The 16,624-nt window shown below is 67.9% G+C and carries 17 protein-coding genes; 7 read left to right on the top strand and 10 right to left on the bottom strand.

Annotated features, from left to right (window positions below; translation table 11 throughout):
• Positions 1–328 precede the first annotated feature (328 nt).
• On the top strand, positions 329–523 hold the full coding sequence (locus tag A7D17_RS24400; protein ID WP_161946517.1) for a hypothetical protein: 195 nt from the start codon (positions 329–331) through the stop codon (positions 521–523).
• Positions 524–604: 81 nt separating this feature from the next.
• On the opposite strand, the gene A7D17_RS03195 is transcribed toward A7D17_RS24400, so the two are convergent.
• Complete coding sequence (locus A7D17_RS03195) at positions 605–1,462, bottom strand: PA4780 family RIO1-like protein kinase (RefSeq protein WP_064507772.1); 858 nt, start codon at positions 1,460–1,462, stop codon at positions 605–607.
• Between the two features lie 146 nt (positions 1,463–1,608).
• Here A7D17_RS03195 and A7D17_RS03190 point away from each other — a divergent pair, with 146 nt between their 5' ends.
• Positions 1,609–2,469 carry an IclR family transcriptional regulator domain-containing protein gene (locus A7D17_RS03190; protein WP_064507771.1) on the top strand — a complete coding sequence of 287 codons (861 nt, stop codon included), beginning with the start codon at positions 1,609–1,611 and terminating at the stop codon, positions 2,467–2,469.
• A 90-nt stretch (positions 2,470–2,559) separates the two neighbouring features.
• Here A7D17_RS03190 and A7D17_RS03185 read toward each other — a convergent pair whose 3' ends face one another.
• The 9 genes from A7D17_RS03185 to A7D17_RS03145 form a co-directional block, all read right to left on the bottom strand.
• Positions 2,560–3,483 (bottom strand): alpha/beta hydrolase, encoded by a 924-nt coding sequence (locus tag A7D17_RS03185; RefSeq protein ID WP_064507770.1) that lies wholly within the window; start codon positions 3,481–3,483, stop codon positions 2,560–2,562.
• 75 nt (positions 3,484–3,558) lie between these two features.
• The gene (pcaC, locus tag A7D17_RS03180; protein ID WP_064507769.1) at positions 3,559–3,945 is read right to left on the bottom strand and encodes a 4-carboxymuconolactone decarboxylase; all 387 of its coding nucleotides are present in this window, start codon (positions 3,943–3,945) and stop codon (positions 3,559–3,561) included.
• Positions 3,946–3,969: 24 nt separating this feature from the next.
• Positions 3,970–4,752 carry a 3-oxoadipate enol-lactonase gene (gene pcaD / locus A7D17_RS03175; RefSeq protein ID WP_064507768.1) on the bottom strand — a complete coding sequence of 261 codons (783 nt, stop codon included), beginning with the start codon at positions 4,750–4,752 and terminating at the stop codon, positions 3,970–3,972.
• A gap of 10 nt (positions 4,753–4,762) precedes the next feature.
• Positions 4,763–6,115: a 3-carboxy-cis,cis-muconate cycloisomerase gene (locus A7D17_RS03170; RefSeq protein ID WP_064507828.1), complete on the bottom strand. Its 1,353-nt coding sequence runs from the start codon at positions 6,113–6,115 to the stop codon at positions 4,763–4,765.
• Positions 6,116–6,387: 272 nt separating this feature from the next.
• Positions 6,388–6,951: a protocatechuate 3,4-dioxygenase subunit alpha gene (gene pcaG / locus A7D17_RS03165; protein ID WP_064507767.1), complete on the bottom strand. Its 564-nt coding sequence runs from the start codon at positions 6,949–6,951 to the stop codon at positions 6,388–6,390.
• Between the two features lie 4 nt (positions 6,952–6,955).
• On the bottom strand, positions 6,956–7,687 hold the full coding sequence (pcaH, locus tag A7D17_RS03160) for a protocatechuate 3,4-dioxygenase subunit beta (RefSeq protein WP_064507827.1): 732 nt from the start codon (positions 7,685–7,687) through the stop codon (positions 6,956–6,958).
• Between the two features lie 82 nt (positions 7,688–7,769).
• Positions 7,770–8,978: a 3-oxoadipyl-CoA thiolase gene (pcaF, locus tag A7D17_RS03155; protein ID WP_064507766.1), complete on the bottom strand. Its 1,209-nt coding sequence runs from the start codon at positions 8,976–8,978 to the stop codon at positions 7,770–7,772.
• Entirely contained in the window at positions 8,975–9,763 is a 789-nt protein-coding gene (locus A7D17_RS03150) for a CoA-transferase subunit beta (protein WP_064507765.1), read from the bottom strand. Before A7D17_RS03150 ends, pcaF begins: the two co-directional genes overlap by 4 nt.
• A complete protein-coding gene (locus A7D17_RS03145) occupies positions 9,760–10,623 on the bottom strand; it encodes a CoA transferase subunit A (RefSeq protein WP_064507764.1) in 864 nt (287 codons plus the stop codon). Before A7D17_RS03145 ends, A7D17_RS03150 begins: the two co-directional genes overlap by 4 nt.
• 257 nt (positions 10,624–10,880) lie before the next feature.
• Here A7D17_RS03145 and A7D17_RS03140 point away from each other — a divergent pair, with 257 nt between their 5' ends.
• From A7D17_RS03140 to glpD, 5 genes are all read left to right on the top strand, one after another.
• Positions 10,881–11,957 (top strand): aromatic ring-hydroxylating dioxygenase subunit alpha, encoded by a 1,077-nt coding sequence (locus A7D17_RS03140; RefSeq protein WP_064507763.1) that lies wholly within the window; start codon positions 10,881–10,883, stop codon positions 11,955–11,957.
• Between the two features lie 22 nt (positions 11,958–11,979).
• On the top strand, positions 11,980–12,783 hold the full coding sequence (locus tag A7D17_RS03135) for a GntR family transcriptional regulator (RefSeq protein WP_064507762.1): 804 nt from the start codon (positions 11,980–11,982) through the stop codon (positions 12,781–12,783).
• On the top strand, positions 12,776–13,759 hold the full coding sequence (locus tag A7D17_RS03130; protein WP_064507761.1) for a PDR/VanB family oxidoreductase: 984 nt from the start codon (positions 12,776–12,778) through the stop codon (positions 13,757–13,759). Before A7D17_RS03135 ends, A7D17_RS03130 begins: the two co-directional genes overlap by 8 nt.
• Before the next feature lie 144 nt (positions 13,760–13,903).
• Entirely contained in the window at positions 13,904–14,731 is an 828-nt protein-coding gene (locus tag A7D17_RS03125) for a DeoR/GlpR family DNA-binding transcription regulator (protein ID WP_064507826.1), read from the top strand.
• A 287-nt stretch (positions 14,732–15,018) separates the two neighbouring features.
• Complete coding sequence (gene glpD, locus A7D17_RS03120) at positions 15,019–16,539, top strand: glycerol-3-phosphate dehydrogenase (protein WP_064507760.1); 1,521 nt, start codon at positions 15,019–15,021, stop codon at positions 16,537–16,539.
• Positions 16,540–16,624: the final 85 nt, after the last annotated feature.

The following is a 16,624-nucleotide window of genomic DNA, read 5'->3' as shown; positions in this document are numbered from 1 at the left end:
CGAGGTGCGAGGTGCGAGGTGCGAGGTAAATCCCTGATCGGTCCGACGTGCACGCACTGAACGCCGATACGTACCGTCAGTGACAGACACTGTGCCGGCAGCTATACGTCGCTTGCGACGATGGCGCGCTGATGCACTCGAATTGACGGTATGTGCTCACCCACGGGGATCAGGCCACAGCGCCTCGGTGCATACATCACCTACTGGCAGATCGCCACGTCTACGTGCCAAAAGCCGGCGCGGAAACTGCGGTTCGGCGCATGAATCAGGCTGACCGGGCGAAGCGTTCGACGTGAACGCATCTCAGGCGACCGACCCATGACCGGGCGTGACCAGGCTGACCGACAAGGGACGCGATGCCTTCATCCCGAATGGTGCCCAGCGCCTCACCGAAGGCCGCTCGATCCGTTGCGACAGGTCATCCCAGACCGTGGCGTTGTTGATGCATCAAAAATTTCAAGCGTCCAATCGCGACCGGGACCAGGATGGATCTGCAGACGAATGGTGTCTTCGTTTTCCGTGACTGAGCGGCGAGATCACCCATCGCCTGGCGTGCATGACTTCTCGGTTGCGATCAGATGCGTCCAGCCACCGATACACCCGCTCAGTCGTCTTCGGCAGCGGCTTCGCGGCCCTGCTGGCGGATGAGGTTTTCCTGTCGCGCATCCTCGATCGAGGCGCGGATGGCACGCACGTCCGCACGCCGCGTGTCGAACTTGAAGCGGCCGGTGAGCGCGCTGTCCGGGCGCAGCTCGCCCTTCTCGAACAATGCCCACATCTCTTCGCCGTAATGGGTCTCCAGCAGCTCCGGGGCGAAGCGGCCCAGGCAGTCGCGCAGGTTGTGCACGTCGCGCAACAGCATCTCGCGCGCGGCATTGTTGCCGGCGGCGCTGACTACCTGCGGGAAGTCGATCACCACCGGGCCGTCCGGCGACACCAGCACGTTGTATTCGGACAGATCCCCATGCACCAGGCCCAGCGACAGCATCTTGACCACATCGCCGATCAGGCTGGTATGGAAGGCGCGCGCCTGATCCGGTTCCAGCTCCACCTCGCCCAGGCGCGGTGCGCTATGGCCGGCTTCGTCGGTGACCAGATCCATCAGCAGCACGCCATGAAAATAGCCGCGCGGCCTGGGCACGTGCACGCCGGCATCCACCAGCTGGTAAAGCGCGTCGGCTTCGGTGTTCTTCCATGCGGTCTCGGCTTCGCGGCGGCCGAACTTGGTGGCCTTGCCCATCGCCCGTGCCTGGCGGCTGCCGCGGACCTTGCGCCCCTCCTGGTACTGCACGCGCGCCTGGAAGCTGCGCTGCGCCATGTCCTTGTAGACCTTGGCGCACAGGATGTCCTCGCCGGCGCTGACCACGTAGACGGACGCTTCCTTGCCGCTCTTCAATGGCCGCAACACTTCGTCGATGACACCGTCGTCGATCAGCGGCTGCAGGCCCGTGGGGGTTTTCATGGACGAAGGGGACCGATCCGAAACAAGTCAGCAGCGATTATGCGGCAAGCAGGATGAAGTGCTTACATGCGATGCACACAGTGCGACCGGAGGCAGGCATTGGCGCGAGCGCTTACCATGCGGGGACCTGCCTGACGCGCGATCCGATGCCCGAGCCCACCGCCAGCCGCCGCAAACGTCCTGCCACCGTCGCCGCGCCCGGGAGCGAGCGCGGCCTGCCGTACGAATTGATGCAGCAGATTGCCGCCGCCCAGGGCGATCCGGACTTCATGACCTCGCTCGGGCGCGGGCTGGTGGTGCTGAGCGTGTTCGCCCAGCACCCGCGCGAGGTGACGATGTCGCAGATCAGCCTGGAAACCGGCATCTCGCGCGCAGCGGTGCGGCGGGTGCTGCACACGCTGGCCAAGCTGGGCTATGTCGGCGAGCAGGGCCGCGGCTATGTGCTGTTGCCGCGCGTGCTGGGCATCGGCGGCGCGTATGCGGCGTCTTCGGCGATGACTGCGGCCGCGCAGCCGGTGCTGGACGGCTTGCGCGACCAGCTGCACGAATCCTGCTCGCTGGGCGTGCTGGACGGTGACGACCTGCTGTACGTGGCGCGCGCAGAGACGGTGCGGATCATGTCGATCGGGCTCCGGCCGGGCACGCGGCTGCCGGCCTATTGCACCTCGATGGGCCGGGTATTGCTGGCGGCCCTGCCCGCGGACACCTTGCAGGCGTACCTGGAGCGCACCACGCTGCGCCCGCGCACCGACCGCACGGTGACCCAGGCATCGGCGCTGCTGGAGGTGCTGGCGCGCACCCGGCGCGAAGGCATGAGCCTGACCGACCAGGAGCTGGAAATCGGCCTGCGCTCGATCGCGGTGCCGGTACGCAACCTGCGCGGCGAGGTCATCGCCGCGCTCAACATCGGCGCGCAGGCCGGCCGTGTGAGCCTGCACACCATGCAGACGCAGTTGCTGGACCCGCTGAAGCAAGCCGCGCAACGCCTGGGCGCCTTGCTGAGTTAGCCCCTGCGCACTGCGGGCGTATCCGCAGCAGCCGTGCGTAACCGATGCAACGCGCCTCTGGCTTGCGGCCGCCATCCGCAGGCCCGGCGCCTAGCGCGGCCGGCGCAGAAAGCTCACCACTGCATCCACCCAGGCGGCATGGGTGTCTTCCACCTGCGCCACATGATCCGACTGCGGCAAGGTCACCCAGCTGCGGTCTGCGCTGCGCAGGCGTATGTATAGATGCGCGTAGTCGGCCTGGGTGGCAATGGGATCGTCGACCCCTCGCAGCAGCAGCACCGGCAGCGCGCTCACCTGCTCGGGCTGGAACGCGAACTGTTCCATCGCGCGCCAATCGGTGCGTACCGGGTCGGCGGCCAGCGCCTGCGCCACGTAGGCAGCGCGCACGCCGGCGGGGGCGGCATCGGCGGTGATGAAGTCCTCGCCGGCTGCCGCGGCCGTGGTGCGTTCGCGCCTGGGCTGGGGCGGCGATGGCGTTGCGGCGGCCGGGGCGTCGACGTCGTCCGGGAAGCCGTACAGCACCAGCGCCGATACCGAGCGCGGGTGCTGCTGGCCGACCAGCAGCGCCACCCGCGCGCCGTTGGAGTAGCCGATCAAGGCGGGCGCTGCGAGTCCTGGATGCTGTCGGGCAACCCAGGCCAGCACCTGCTCCACATCGCTCACCGCGCGCGCCGGGGTGTTCCAGCCGCTGCGGTCGCGCGCACTGCCACCATAGCCACGCAAGTCCACCGCGTAGGCGGCGAATCCTGCCTGCGCCAATGCCGCCAGCACCGAGCGGGAATCGGCGCTTTCAGCGGGCACCTGCAGGTCGAAATTGGGCAGGGAACTCCAGGTGCGGCCGTGCACCAGCACAATCACCCCGCGCGGCTGCGCCGGGATGCGCGACCACACCGCCAGGTGCTGGCCATCGTCGGCGCGCACCTGCGCCAGCGCAGTGCCTGGCCCGGGCTGCGGCTGTGCGCTGGCGGCCAGCGGGAGCAGGAGCAGCAGCAGACAGGCAAGTCGTCGCGTCATGCGGTGCCTCGTGGTGGGCGCGATGGAATGCAGCATGGCAGGCACGTGGCCCTGCGCGGGGGCGACTGCCGCGCATCAGCCCTCGGCGGCCTGCTCTTCCAGGATCGGCTTGGCCAGCGCAAAGGCATGGTTGGCCGCGGGCACGCCGCAGTAGATCGCGGCCTGCAGCAGCAGTTCCTTGATCTGCTCGGCAGTCACGCCATTGTTGCGCGCCGCACGCACGTGCAGCTTGAACTCTTCGTCGTGGCCGAGCGCGATCATCATCGACAAGGTGATCAACGAGCGGGTGTGCGCAGGCAGGCCATCGCGGGTCCAGATCGTGCCCCAGGCATAGCGGGTGATCAGGTCCTGAAACTCGGCAGTCAGCTCGGTCCGGGCGGCCAGCGAGCGATCGACATGCGCATCGCCCAGGACGCGCCGGCGTTCGCGCATGCCGGCCTGGTAACGCTCGTCTTCGTGCATGGGGTGTCCTTCGGTACGGTTGAATCAATCGGCCTGCAGAAAGCCCAGCACCGCGTCATTGAACGCGGCCGGCGACTCCAGGTTGCACAGATGCCGGCCGGGTACCTGCGCGTAATGGCCATCGGGGGCGGCGTAGGCGATCTCGCGCAGATTCGGCGGCGGGCACACCGGGTCGTCGTCGCCGGCCAGCGCCAATAGCGGCAGGGCCAGTCCATCCAGCGCACCCCGGAAATCCGCCTCGGCCACCGCCTGACAACAGGCGATGTAACCGGCGGGCGAGGTGGAGACGAACGCGGCGGCAATCATGTCCAGCCGCTGCGCGTGGCTGATGGCGAATGCCGGCGTGAACCAGCGCTGCAAGGTGGCGTCGATCAGCACCGGCAGGCCCTCGCTGCGCACCTTGTCGATCCGTATTTCCCAGGTATCGGTGCTGCCGATCTTCTGCGCGGTGGCGCACACCACCAGCCGCCGCAGCCGCTGTGGTGCGTGCAGGCCCAGCCACTGCCCGGTCAGCCCGCCGATCGACAACCCGCAGAAATCGCTGCGCTCGATCTGCAGGCCATCCCACAGCGCCAGCACATCCTGGCCCAGGTCGGCGACGCTGTAGGGACCCGGCGGCGTTTCCGAATAGCCATGGCCACGGCGGTCGTAGCGCAGGATGCGGAAGTGCGGGGCGAACGCCTCGATCTGCACGTCCCACATGTGCAGGTCGGTGCCGAGCGAATTGCAGAAAGTCAGCCAGGGCCGGCCTTCGGTGCCGTCCAGGCGATAGTGCAGGCGATGGGTGGGCAGTTGGAGATAGGCCATCGAAGCACCGTCAACGGGAAGGGGAGCCGGCCAGCACGCGGTCGATCCAGACCGAGGACAGGCCACGCCAGCTGTCGCTATCGAACACCGCCTGCAGTTGCGCGTACGTGAGTACCGCACTCACCTGCGGATCATCGCCCAGCACCTCGCGCAGATGCCGCTGCTGGGCCTGCGCCTGCGCCACCGCCTGTTCGACCAGCGCGTGCGCCTGCGGCTTGCCGAGCTGCGCGGCCAGCGCAAACACCGCCGCTTCGGCGTAGAGCACGCCGCCGTGGCTGTCCAGGTGCGTGCGCATGCGCGCACGGTCCAGGTCCAGCCCGGCCAGGCAGGCCTGCATCTGCACCAGGCTGCCGGCGGTGAGCCGCACGATCTGCGGCAGGGTGTCCCATTCGGCATGCCACTGGCCGGCGGCGCGCTCGTGCGGCTGCAGCATCGCGCTGAACAAGGTGGCGACCAGGCCGGGCACGCGCGTGGCCGCCGCGACCGCCGCCACGCTGGAGACCGGGTTGCGCTTGTGCGGCATCGCCGACGATCCCCCCTTGCCGGCCGCGGAGGGTTCGAACGCCTCGCCGACCTCCGATTGCATCAGCAGCACCACGTCGCCACCGATCTTGCCCAGCGTGCCGGCCAGCAGGCCGAACGCGCAGCCAACCTCGACGATACGATCGCGCGCGGTGTGCCAGGGCACCGCCGGCAACGGCAGCGCCAGCGTGGCGGCCAGCGCCTGCGCCACATCGAGCCCGCGTGCCTGCAGCGAGGCCAGCGTGCCGGCCGCGCCGCCGAACTGCAGCACCAGCGCGTCCTCGCGCAGTGCATGCAGGCGTCGATGAGCACGCTGCAACGCATCCAGCCAGCCGGCCGCCTTGAGCCCGAAGGTCACCGGCACGGCCTGTTGCAGCAAGGTCCGCCCAGGCAGCGCGGTAGCGCGCTCGCGGGCGGCCAGTTCGGCCAGCTCGCCGCACAGCTGCTGCAGGCGCGGCAACAGCAGCTCCAGCGCCGCGCGCAGCTGCAGCACCGTACCGGTATCGATCACGTCCTGGCTGGTAGCGCCCCAATGCACCCAGCGCGCGGCGGCGGCATCGTGTGCACCCACCCGCGCGGTCAGCGCCTTGACCAGCGGAATGGCGGGGTTGCCGGCCAGGGCGGTGGCCTGCGCCAACGCGGCCAGATCGTAGTGCTGCACATCGCAGGCAGCAGCGATGGCATGCGCCGCATCGGCGGGAATCACGCCGCACTGCGCCTGCGCACCGGCAAGCGCCGCTTCGAAGTGCAACATGGCCTGCACACGCGCCGCATCATCGAACAGTGCGTCGCACGCGGCGTCGCCAAACAAGGATCCCAACAGCGAGGACGTCGCACTCATGCATTGCATCTCTTGGCGTGCCGGCAGCATGGCACCGAAGCACGGGGGTGCCAACTAGACGATCGGGCAATGCGTCCAACGCGACTGCCCGGCGACGCGACGCCGATAGACGGGGTCCACGGGGTGCGCCCGGCACGCCGCACCCGCGCCTGCATGCGCCTACTCTGCCTGTCGGCGTTGTGATGTGGCGGGGCGCCATCGCCGCATGTTTTCCGCAAGCAGGCGGCACACCGCCGCATCGGCACGGTGCGTGCAGACATGCCACCGGTGGATCAGTACTGGAAGAACACCGTTTCCGCATCGCCCTGCATGTGCACATCCCAGGTGTAGGCGTCGTCACCGCAGGGCTGGGCCAGCAAGCTGCGGCGGCGTTCGGCCGGTACCAGCGCCAGGATGCTGTCGCTGCCCAGGTGCGGGTCGTCGGCAAAGTACAGCCGCGTCGATGCGGCGCGCAGCAGCCCGCGCATCAGCACCAGCACGGTCAGATGCGCGGCCTGGGGCCGGCCATCCGGTCCGGCCACGGCGCCCGGCTTGATCGTGGCGAAGGAGAACCGCCCCTGCGCATCGGTGGGCACCCGGCCCCAGCCATCGAAGCTGGCGTCGTGCGCCTGGTGGCGCGCGTCGGCGACATGCGCGTAGATGCCGGCCGCATCGGCCTGCCACAGCTCCAGCACGGCGTCGGACACCGGTGCACCGGCGCCGTCATAGACACAGCCGCTGATCTGCACCGGCGTGCCGGCAGCCTGCGGCGGCGCCAGGCGATCGCGATACAGCGGTTCCAGGCCAAGCCGGTAATACGGGCCCACGGTTTGCGACGGGGTGGCATTCAGGCTCATCGATTCACTCCCAGACCGTTTGCTTGCGACCGCGCAACACGATGTCGAAGCGGTAGGCCAGCGCGTATTCGCTGACCGCGTTCTCCCAATCGAGGCTGGACACCATGCGTTCGCGTGCCAGCGCGTCGTCGACACAGTTGTAGATGGGGTCGTGCGCCAGCAGCGGGTCGCCGGGGAAATACATCTGCGTGATCAGGCGCTGGCCGATGCCATCGCCATGCAATGAAAAATGGATGTGCGCCGGCCGCCAGGCGTTGTAGTGGTTGCGCCACGGGTACGCACCAGGCTTGACGGTCTTGAACGCGTAGCGCCCGTGATCGTCGGTGAGGACCTGACCGGTGCCGCGAAAATTTGGGTCCAGCGGCGCATCGTGGCGATCGCCTTCGTGCTGGTAACGGCCGGCGGCATTGCATTGCCAGACTTCCACCAGGCTGTTGCGCACCGGCGTGCCGTTCTCGTCCAGCACGCGGCCGGACACGATGATGCGCTCGCCCAGCGGCTCGCCGCTGAAGCCGGCGGTGAGATCGGCCGCATGCGCGCCGAGGGTCAGCCGGTCCAGGCGGGGGCCGGTCACTTCCGACAAGGTCACCGGGATCTGGATCGGCGCGCGGCGCGGTCCGCGCAGCGCCGTGGACGCGTAAGGCGGATGCAGATAGGGCGGCTGCGTACCGGGTTGGCTGCGGCGGTAGCCGAGCAACGGATCAACAGCTGGCGCATCGACGGGGGTATCGCGCATCGTGAGATCTCCCTGGCCGCACTGCGGCACGTTCAAGCCAATGGGTGTGCAGGTGGTGCGTGATCGGTTGCAACGGCCAGGCTCACAGGCGTTCGATCGCCAGGGCCACGCCCTGCCCGACGCCAATACACATGCTGGCCAACCCGAATCTGCCGTTGCCGGCTTCGAGCTGGCGCAACAAGGTCAGCGCCAGCCGCGCGCCGCTCATGCCCAGCGGATGCCCCAGCGCGATGGCACCACCATTGGCGTTGACGTGCGGAGCATCATCGGCCAGCCCGAGCTGGCGCATGCAGGCCAGCGCCTGCGCGGCGAACGCTTCGTTGAGTTCGATCGCATCGAACTGCTCGATGCGCAGGTTCAGCCGCGCCAGCAGGCGCTGCGTGGCGGGCACCGGGCCGATGCCCATGTAGGCCGGTTCGACACCTGCTGCAGCAAAACCGAGCACCCGCGCACGCGGCGTCAGGCCATGCCCCTGTACCGCCTGTGCCGAGGCCAGCAGCAACGCGGCAGCGCCGTCGTTGATGCCGGATGCATTGCCGGCAGTGACGGTACCGGGCTGGCGGAAGACCGGCTTGAGCTTGGCCAGCATCTCGGCGGTGGTCGTCGGCCGCGGCGCCTCGTCGTATTCCACGGTACCGGCGTCGCCACCCTTGCGCGCGGCCACCGGCACCGAGGTGAGTTCGCCATCGAAAAAGCCGGCCGCCTGCGCCGCTGCCACGCGTTGCTGGCTGCGCAGGGCGAACGCGTCCTGGTGTTCGCGCGAGATGGCATGGCGCTGCGCGACGTTTTCGGCGGTTTCACCCATCAACTCGGTGCCGTAGGCGGCTTGCAGGCGCGGATTGATGAAGCGCCAGCCCATGGTGGTGTCTTCCAGTTGCTGGCTGCGGGCGAAGGCGCTCTCGGCCTTGCCCATGACCCAGGGTGCGCGCGACATCGATTCCACACCGCCGGCGATTGCCAGCCCGAGTTCGCCGGCGCGGATACCGCGCGCCACGGTGCCAACCGCATCCAGCCCCGAGCCGCACAGCCGATTGAGTGTGCTGCCCGGCACCGAACTGGGCAGACCGGCCAGCAACAGGCTCATGCGCGCGACATTGCGATTGTCTTCGCCGGCCTGGTTGGCGCAACCCAGGTAGACGTCGTCGATGGCACCCGGGTCCAGCGAGGGATGCCGCGCCAGCAATGCCGCCAGCGGCACCGCGCCCAGGTCGTCGGCGCGCACGCTGGACAGCGCGCCGCCGTAACGGCCGATCGGCGTGCGGATGCCATCGATCAGATAGACCTCGCTCATGCCTCTGCCCCGGCGGACTGGGTGCCATGCGCGGCATCGGTGCGTGCCTGCAGCGCGCGCAGTGCCTGCAGCTCGGTCGCGGTGGGCACAGGGGTCCGGGCAAGCATGTCGGCAAAGCGGATCGGCCAACCGGTGGCCGCACTCACCTGCTCGCGGGTGATGCCTGGATGCAGCGCGGTGACCGTGAGTTCGCGGCTTACCGGATCGGGCTCCATCACACACAGGTCGGTGACCACCACCGTGGGACCGGCGCCGGGCAGGCCGGCGCGCGCGCGCGCATCGCCGCCCTCCAGATGCCCGACGGTGGTGATGAAATCCAGTGCCGGCACGAAGCTGCGTTTGGACTGGCGCATGATGATGAACACCTGCTTGGCGCTGGCCGCGATTTCCGGCGCGCCGCCAGCGCCGGGCAGGCGCGTCTTCGGCGCCGCGTAGTCGCCGATCACGGTGGTGTTGAGATTGGCATGACGATCGATCTGTGCGGCGCCCAGAAACCCCACGTCCACGCGGCCGCCCTGCAGCCAGTAGCGAAAGATTTCCGGCGTGGAGACCACGGTGTCGGCGGTCTCGGCCAGTTCACCGTCGCCGATCGATAGCGGAAGCACGTCCGGGCGGGCGCCGATCGGGCCGGATTCGTAGATCAGGGTGACATCCGGCGCATGTGTCAGCCGGGCCAGATTGGCGGCGGTGGACGGCAGGCCGATACCGACGAAACACACCGCCCCGTCAGGCAGGCGCCGCGCCGCGGCCACGGTCATCATCTCGTTGGTGCTTACCTCGCTCATGCGGCCACCTGCTGCTGCGCATGCGCGTGCACGCGCTGGAAGTCGGCGAAATCCTGCGTATCGAGGACATGGGTCTGGATCCACTGCTGGAACCGCGCACGGTCGCGTGCAATCGCATCCCAGCCCAGATAGAAGCGGTTGTCGCGCGCGTAGTAGCCGTGCGCGTACGACGGTGCGGCGCCGCCAGGCACGTGGCAGACCGCATCGACCACCCAGCGCGGCAGGATGCAGGCATTGGGCGGTGCGTCGAGCGTGTCCACGATCTCTTCCACCGTCACGATCACCTTGCGCGCGGCCAGCGCGGCTTCCTTCTGAACACCCAGGATGCCCCACAGCAGCACATTGCCGCGGCGGTCGGCCCGTTGTGCGTGGATCACGGTGACATCGGGGTTCACCGCCGGCGTGGTGGCCAGCGTCTGCCCGGTGTAGGGACAGTGCAGGAACTTGATGCTGTCATTGACGCGCGGCAGATCCGAGCCAACATAGCCGCGCAACACCGCAAACGGCAGCCCGGAGGCGCCAGCGACATAGGCGTTGGCCATGTCGGCGTGGCTGTGCTCGCGCAGCTGCAGCGGCTGCGGCCAGGCATGTTCGACCGCATCGCGCAGGCGGTGCAGCGACCCCACGCCCGGATTGCCACCCCACGAAAACCGCAGCGCCGCCGCGCAGCCGGCGCCGATCAGCTGGTCGTAGATCAGGTCCGGGGTCATCCGCACCAGGCGCAGGTTGCGCTTGTGCTGGCGGATCACCTCGTGCCCGGCCGCATGCGGAATCAGGTGGGTGAAGCCCTCCATCGCCACGCAGTCGCCATCGACGATCAGGTGGGACACCGCCTCTCTCAGGGAAACGACTTCGGCCATGGCAGCACGCCTGGGTTGCGAACGAGCCATTACGGTAGAGCCGGCCAGATGGCGCGGTCAATCCGATTATCGGCGATGTTATTCGATAAACGCACAACTTCGCGAATGTAGTGGTGCCTCGACATTGTCTCCGGTGTATACATAACTTCGCTTGCAAGCAGACGCCAGCGCTGGCATGCGCGTCAACTGGTTGCCAGCCGGCGCATTGGCGCCGATTCGTACCCCAGGTTGTATACAAAACCCCAGGAGTCACGGTCATGTCCCAGTCCAAGCCGCTGTTTCCCCTCAACGCGTGGTACGCCGTCGCCTGGGACCACGAAATCAAGCACGCACTGAGCCCGCGCAAGGTCTGCAATCTGGACGTGGTGCTCTACCGCAGCACGGCCGGTGCGGTGGTGGCGCTGGAAGACGCCTGCTGGCACCGCCTGGTGCCGCTGTCGATGGGCAAGCTGCGCGGCGATGACGTGGTCTGCGGGTATCACGGGCTGGTCTACAACACCCAGGGCCGCTGCGTGCACATGCCCTCGCAGGAAACCATCAATCCCTCGGCCTGCGTGCGCAGTTTTCCGGTGGCCGAGAAGCACCGCTACGTGTGGATCTGGCCGGGCGACCCGGCCAAGGCCGACACCGCACTGATCCCGGATCTGCACTGGGCGCACGATCCGGCCTGGGCCGGCGATGGCCGCACCATCTACGCCAAGTGCGACTACCGCCTGGTGCTGGACAACCTGATGGACCTGACCCACGAAACCTTCGTGCACGGCTCCAGTATCGGCCAGGATGAAATCGCCGAAGCGCCATTCGACGTGGTGCACGGCGACCGCTCGGTGGTGGTGTCGCGCTGGATGCGCAATATCGATGCGCCGCCGTTCTGGGCCAGCCAGATCGCACGCCATCTCGATTACCACGGCAAGGTGGATCGCTGGCAGATCATCCGCTTCGAAGCGCCCGGCACCATCGCCATCGATGTCGGCGTGGCCATCGCCGGCACCGGCGCGCCGGAGGGCGACCGCAGCCAGGGCGTCAACGGCTACGTGCTCAACACGATTACGCCGGAGACCGACACCACCTGCCATTATTTCTGGGCATTCATGCGCAACTACGCGCTGCACGACCAGTCATTGACCACGCTCACCCGCGCCGGGGTCACCGGTGTGTTCGGCGAGGACGAGGCGGTGCTGGAGGCGCAGCAGCGCGCCATCGACGCGCACCCGGACCACACCTTCTACAACCTCAACGTCGATGCCGGCGGCATGTGGGCGCGGCGGGTGATCGACCGCATGATCGCGCACGAGCTGCGCGCACAGGACCTGTCGCTGCGCATGGTGGGCTGAGCGCATTGCGCAGGAGACCAGCATGCCCCCGACCACTCCGTTCCACAGCAGCGCCGGGCAGACCACCCGCGCGCTGCTCACACTGCGCGAACTGATCCTCGACGGCACCCTGCCCGCCGGAACGCGGCTGTCCGAGCTGGCCGTGGTGCAGCGCCTGGGCATGTCACGCACGCCGGTGCGCGCGGCGTTGCAGCGATTGTGCGAAGAAGGCCTGGCCAGCGCCTTGCCGGGCGGTGGTTATGCGGTGCAGGCCTTCAGCGAACGCGATGTGCACGATGCGATCGAACTGCGTGGCACGCTCGAAGGCCTGGCCGCACGCATCGCTGCCGAGCGCGGCGTGTCAGCCGCGCAGCTGGCCCAGGCACGCGCGCTGCTGACCGAGATCGACACCATCATCAGCGCGCCACGTCAGGGCGTCGACTTTTCCGCCTATGTGCAGGCCAACGCGCGCTTCCATTCCCTGCTGATGGCGATGGCTGGCAGCGATGTGCTTGAGCGTGCGCTGACGCGCGTGGTGCAGCTGCCGTTCGCCTCTCCCAATGGACTGGTCATGGCGCAGACCAGCGATGCCGATGCGCGGGTCATCCTGACCCTGGCGCAGGAACAGCATCGCGAAGTGATCGCCGCCATCGACCAGCGCCAGGGCAGCCGCGCCGAAGCGCTGATGCGCGAACACGCACGCCTGGCCCATCGCAATCTCCGCCACCTGTTGCAAACCCCTGCGGCGGTCAGCCAGGTGCGTGGCGGCGCCCTGATCGGCCGCGCCCATGCGTCCAACGCCGGCACCGACCGGCATGCCCTTCTGCCTGGAGCCCCTCATGCGTAAAGACACCCACTGGCATCGCGCTCATGTCGTCAGCATCGCCGACGCCTGCCAAGGCGTGCGCGAAATCGTGCTCGATCCGGGCCCGGCCGCGCGCAGCTTCGAGGTGGGCAGCCATCTGGATTTCCGCGTACGGCTGCATGGCCGCGACGATGTGCGCTCGTACTCGCTGGTGGGCGAGCCACGCAAGGACGGGCATTACCGCATCGCGGTGCGGCAGATGCCCGACAGCCGTGGCGGCTCGCTGCATATGTGGTCGCTACAGCCCGGGGACGTGGTGGAGATGTCGCCGCCCAGCAACAACTTCGCGCTGGACGAAAGCGGCGAGGAGATCCTGCTGATCGCCGGCGGTATCGGCATCACGCCCATCCTGGGCATGGCGCAGCGGCTGGCGCAGCGTCACCCCGCCTTCCGCCTGCTCTACGTCGGCCGCACGCGCAGCGCGATGGCCTACGTGGATGAGCTGGAAGACGTGCTCGGCGAGCGCCTGCACCTGCATTGCGACGACAGCGCCGGCGCGGTCGACCTGGCCGCCGCACTGGACCGGCTCTCGCCCAACGCCGAGGTGTATGTGTGTGGGCCGCTGGGCATGCTGGAAGCGGTCCGCCAGTACTGGCATGCGGCCGGGCGGCCGCGCGCGCGGCTGCATTTCGAAACCTTCGGCAACAGCGGCCGGGTGCCGGCGCAGGCATTCGTGGTCAAGCTGCCCGGGCTTGGCCTGGAGGTTCCGGTGGCGGAAAACCAATCCATGCTCGATGCACTGGCCGATGCCGGCGTCGAGCTGATTGCCGAATGTCGCCGGGGCGAATGCGGCCTGTGTGCGGTCGAGGTGCTGGATACCGCAGCCGACATCGATCACCGCGACGTGTTCTTCAGCGACGAGCAACGCCGCGAGAACCGCAAGCTGTGCGCCTGCGTGTCGCGCGCGGTGGGCGGCAGCATCAGCATCGACACCGGCTACCGCGGCGAACTGGGCTGACACAGCGGTGGCCAGCGCGTGCGCCGGGCAATGGACTGGCGCGCACGCTGGCCGGGACCGCATGCGCTGCCAGCGCGCCCTGGCGCACCGATCAGTCCGCTCGGTCGGTGCCTGGCCGATAACCGTGTTTGCATCCTCACGCGCATGCGCGATCATCTGTGCATGGAGTCGACTCACTACAGGACTGTCCCGGCGCCGGCCTTGAACCCGCGCCAGGAACAATTGGTGGCACTGGTGCGACAGCAGGGCTTTGCCGAGGTGGAAGGCCTGGCGACGCGCTTCGAGGTCACCCCGCAGACCATCCGGCGCGACCTGACCCTGCTCTGCGATGCCGGCGTGCTGCGCCGGTATCACGGCGGCGTCAGCATGCCCTCAAGCGTGGAAAACCTGGCCTATACCGCGCGCAAGGCACTGCAGGCCAACGAGAAGCAGCACATCGCCGCGCAGGTGGCGCGCTTCATTCCCGACGATGCCTCGCTGTTCATCAACCTCGGCACCACCAACGAAGAAGTGGCGCGCGCCCTGCTGCAGCATCGCGGTCTGCGCGTGATCACCAATAACCTCAACGTGGCGGTGATGCTCAGCGCCAACCCCAGCTTCGAGGTGATCGTGGCCGGCGGCGTGGTGCGTGGCCGCGACCAGGGCGTGACCGGCGAAGCCACGGTGGAACTGATCCGCCAGTTCAAGGTGGATTTCGGGGTGATCGGCATTTCCGGCATCGATCTGGACGGCACCTTGCTGGATTTCGATTATCAGGAAGTGCGCGTGGCCCAGGCCATCATCGAGCACTCGCGCCAGGTACTGCTGGCCGCCGACCACAGCAAGTTCGGACGCAATGCCATGGTGCGGCTGGGCGCACTCGCACAGGTGCATGACTGGTTCACCGACCGCGCCCCGCCGCAGGAGTTGGCCGGGGTGCTGGAAGAAGCCGGCACGCGGGTGCATGTGGCGGGCACGAACGGCGCCGCCTAGACAGACAGGCATCGCCCCGGCGTGGCGCTGTCGATCCGCGCGGGCTGCCCAGCGACTGAAGAACGATGCCATGTTCGTTTTTGTGCGTTTTGGCAAGAAGACGTTGGTACTCCATGCATATCGATAGACTGAACCAATCATCCTCGCAGTTAAGATAGCCATCTGACCCCGTTTCTGTCGTCAGCCTTAGGCGATTTTCGTCTTCACGCTCCCGCAAGGTGCTATGTTCGAATATGTTCGAACATGACAACTTAGGTTCGCTAGTGCGGATCTGGACGGAGACACCGATGAGCGAGACGTACGATCTTCTGGTGGTAGGCGGCGGCATCAACGGGGTCGGCATCGCCCGCGACGCGGCGGGGCGCGGTCTGTCGGTGTGCCTGTGCGAACAGGACGACCTGGCATCGCATACCAGCAGCGCCAGCACCAAGCTCATCCACGGCGGCCTGCGCTATCTGGAACAGTATGAATTCGCCCTGGTCGGCAAGGCGCTGGCCGAGCGCGAAGTGCTGCTGCGGCTGGCACCGCACATCATCTGGCCGCTGCGCTTCCTGTTGCCGCACCAGCCGCATCTGCGCCCGGCCTGGATGATTCGCGCCGGCCTGTTCCTGTACGACCACCTCGGCGGCAGCAAGCGCAGCCTGCCGCGCTCGCGGCGGCTGTCGCTGCGCACCCATCCGGTGGGCGCGCCGCTGCAGGAATCGTTGCGCACCGGATTCGTGTATTCCGATGCCTGGGTACAGGACGCCCGCCTGGTGGTGCTCAACGCGATGGATGCAGCCAAACGCGGCGCGCAGATCCACACCCGCACCCGCTGCGTGGGCGCCTGGCGCGATGCCGGATTCTGGTATGCCGAACTCGAAGACCGCCAGGGCCGCCGCCGCACCGTGCAGGCGCGCGCGCTGGCCAACGCGGCTGGCCCGTGGGCAGTGGCGTTCCTGGACAAGGTCGCAGCGGTGCCGCACCAGCACGCATTGCGCCTGGTCAAGGGCAGCCACATTGTGGTGCCCAAGCTGTTCGATCACGACCACGCCTACATCTTCCAGCAACCGGACCGGCGCATTGTGTTCGCCATTCCCTATGAGCATGACTTCACCTTGATCGGCACCACCGATGTCGACTACGAGGCCGACCCCGCCGCGCCCAAGATCGATGCGGCCGAAGTGCAATACCTGTGCGACGCGGCAAACCTGTATTTCCAGCAGCAAATCGGCCCGCAGGACGTGGTGTGGAACTACAGCGGCGTGCGTCCGTTACTGGACGATGCGCAAGACAATGCCGCCGAGGTCACACGCGACTATCAACTGGAAGTGGTCAACGACGGCGCGCCGTTGCTCAACGTGTTCGGCGGCAAGCTGACCACCTACCGCAAGCTGGCCGAAGAAGCGGTCGACCGGATCACGCAGGCCCTGGGGACCCGCACGCCGGCGTGGACTGCGCGCGGCGATGCGCTGCCCGGCGGCGAGCAGCGCGACATCGCCAGCCTGCTCGAGCGGGTGCGCACTGCGCGTCCCTGGTTGCCTGCTGCCACCGCGCAGCGGCTGGTACGCAACTACGGCACCTGCGCCGAGCAACTGCTGGGCGATGCAACAGACATGGCCGGACTGGGCATGCACTTCGGTGCGGACCTGTACCAGGCCGAGGTGGAGTACCTGCGGCAGTACGAATGGGCGCAGAGCGCCGACGACATCCTGTGGCGTCGCAGCAAACTCGGCCTGCGCATCGATGCAGACGGGCGTCAGCGCCTGGAGGCGTATCTGCAGGCGCAGCCGGTGCCGGCCATCGCCACTGCCACCGCCGCGGCTTGAAGACACACCGCGTTGCCGGCGAGGACGGGTCGTCCGGCAACGAATCCTGGCGTACTGCCGGCATCATGACGATCCATGTGGAGGG

Origin of the sequence: Xanthomonas floridensis (assembly GCF_001642575.1) — a bacterium.
GTDB lineage: Bacteria > Pseudomonadota > Gammaproteobacteria > Xanthomonadales > Xanthomonadaceae > Xanthomonas > Xanthomonas floridensis.
Note: the sequence above shows the minus strand (reverse complement) of the source record. Positions and strands in the feature narration are given on the sequence as shown.

Excerpts from the sequence above, each read along its gene's own strand:
- pcaG (WP_064507767.1), bottom strand. The coding sequence starts at position 6,951 with ATGAGCCTGAATGCCACCCCGTCGCAAACCGTGGGCCCGTATTACCGG.
- A7D17_RS03150 (WP_064507765.1), bottom strand. The coding sequence starts at position 9,763 with ATGAGCGAGGTAAGCACCAACGAGATGATGACCGTGGCCGCGGCGCGG.
- A7D17_RS03130 (WP_064507761.1), top strand. The coding sequence starts at position 12,776 with ATGCGTAAAGACACCCACTGGCATCGCGCTCATGTCGTCAGCATCGCC.
- glpD (WP_064507760.1), top strand. The coding sequence starts at position 15,019 with ATGAGCGAGACGTACGATCTTCTGGTGGTAGGCGGCGGCATCAACGGG.
- pcaF (WP_064507766.1), bottom strand. The coding sequence starts at position 8,978 with ATGAGCGAGGTCTATCTGATCGATGGCATCCGCACGCCGATCGGCCGT.
- A7D17_RS03190 (WP_064507771.1), top strand. The coding sequence starts at position 1,609 with ATGCCCGAGCCCACCGCCAGCCGCCGCAAACGTCCTGCCACCGTCGCC.
- A7D17_RS03145 (WP_064507764.1), bottom strand. The coding sequence starts at position 10,623 with ATGGCCGAAGTCGTTTCCCTGAGAGAGGCGGTGTCCCACCTGATCGTC.
- pcaD (WP_064507768.1), bottom strand. The coding sequence starts at position 4,752 with ATGGCCTATCTCCAACTGCCCACCCATCGCCTGCACTATCGCCTGGAC.
- A7D17_RS03125 (WP_064507826.1), top strand. The coding sequence starts at position 13,904 with ATGCGCGATCATCTGTGCATGGAGTCGACTCACTACAGGACTGTCCCG.
- A7D17_RS03135 (WP_064507762.1), top strand. The coding sequence starts at position 11,980 with ATGCCCCCGACCACTCCGTTCCACAGCAGCGCCGGGCAGACCACCCGC.
- A7D17_RS03185 (WP_064507770.1), bottom strand. The coding sequence starts at position 3,483 with ATGACGCGACGACTTGCCTGTCTGCTGCTGCTCCTGCTCCCGCTGGCC.
- A7D17_RS03170 (WP_064507828.1), bottom strand. The coding sequence starts at position 6,115 with ATGAGTGCGACGTCCTCGCTGTTGGGATCCTTGTTTGGCGACGCCGCG.
- A7D17_RS03195 (WP_064507772.1), bottom strand. The coding sequence starts at position 1,462 with ATGAAAACCCCCACGGGCCTGCAGCCGCTGATCGACGACGGTGTCATC.
- pcaC (WP_064507769.1), bottom strand. The coding sequence starts at position 3,945 with ATGCACGAAGACGAGCGTTACCAGGCCGGCATGCGCGAACGCCGGCGC.
- pcaH (WP_064507827.1), bottom strand. The coding sequence starts at position 7,687 with ATGCGCGATACCCCCGTCGATGCGCCAGCTGTTGATCCGTTGCTCGGC.
- A7D17_RS03140 (WP_064507763.1), top strand. The coding sequence starts at position 10,881 with ATGTCCCAGTCCAAGCCGCTGTTTCCCCTCAACGCGTGGTACGCCGTC.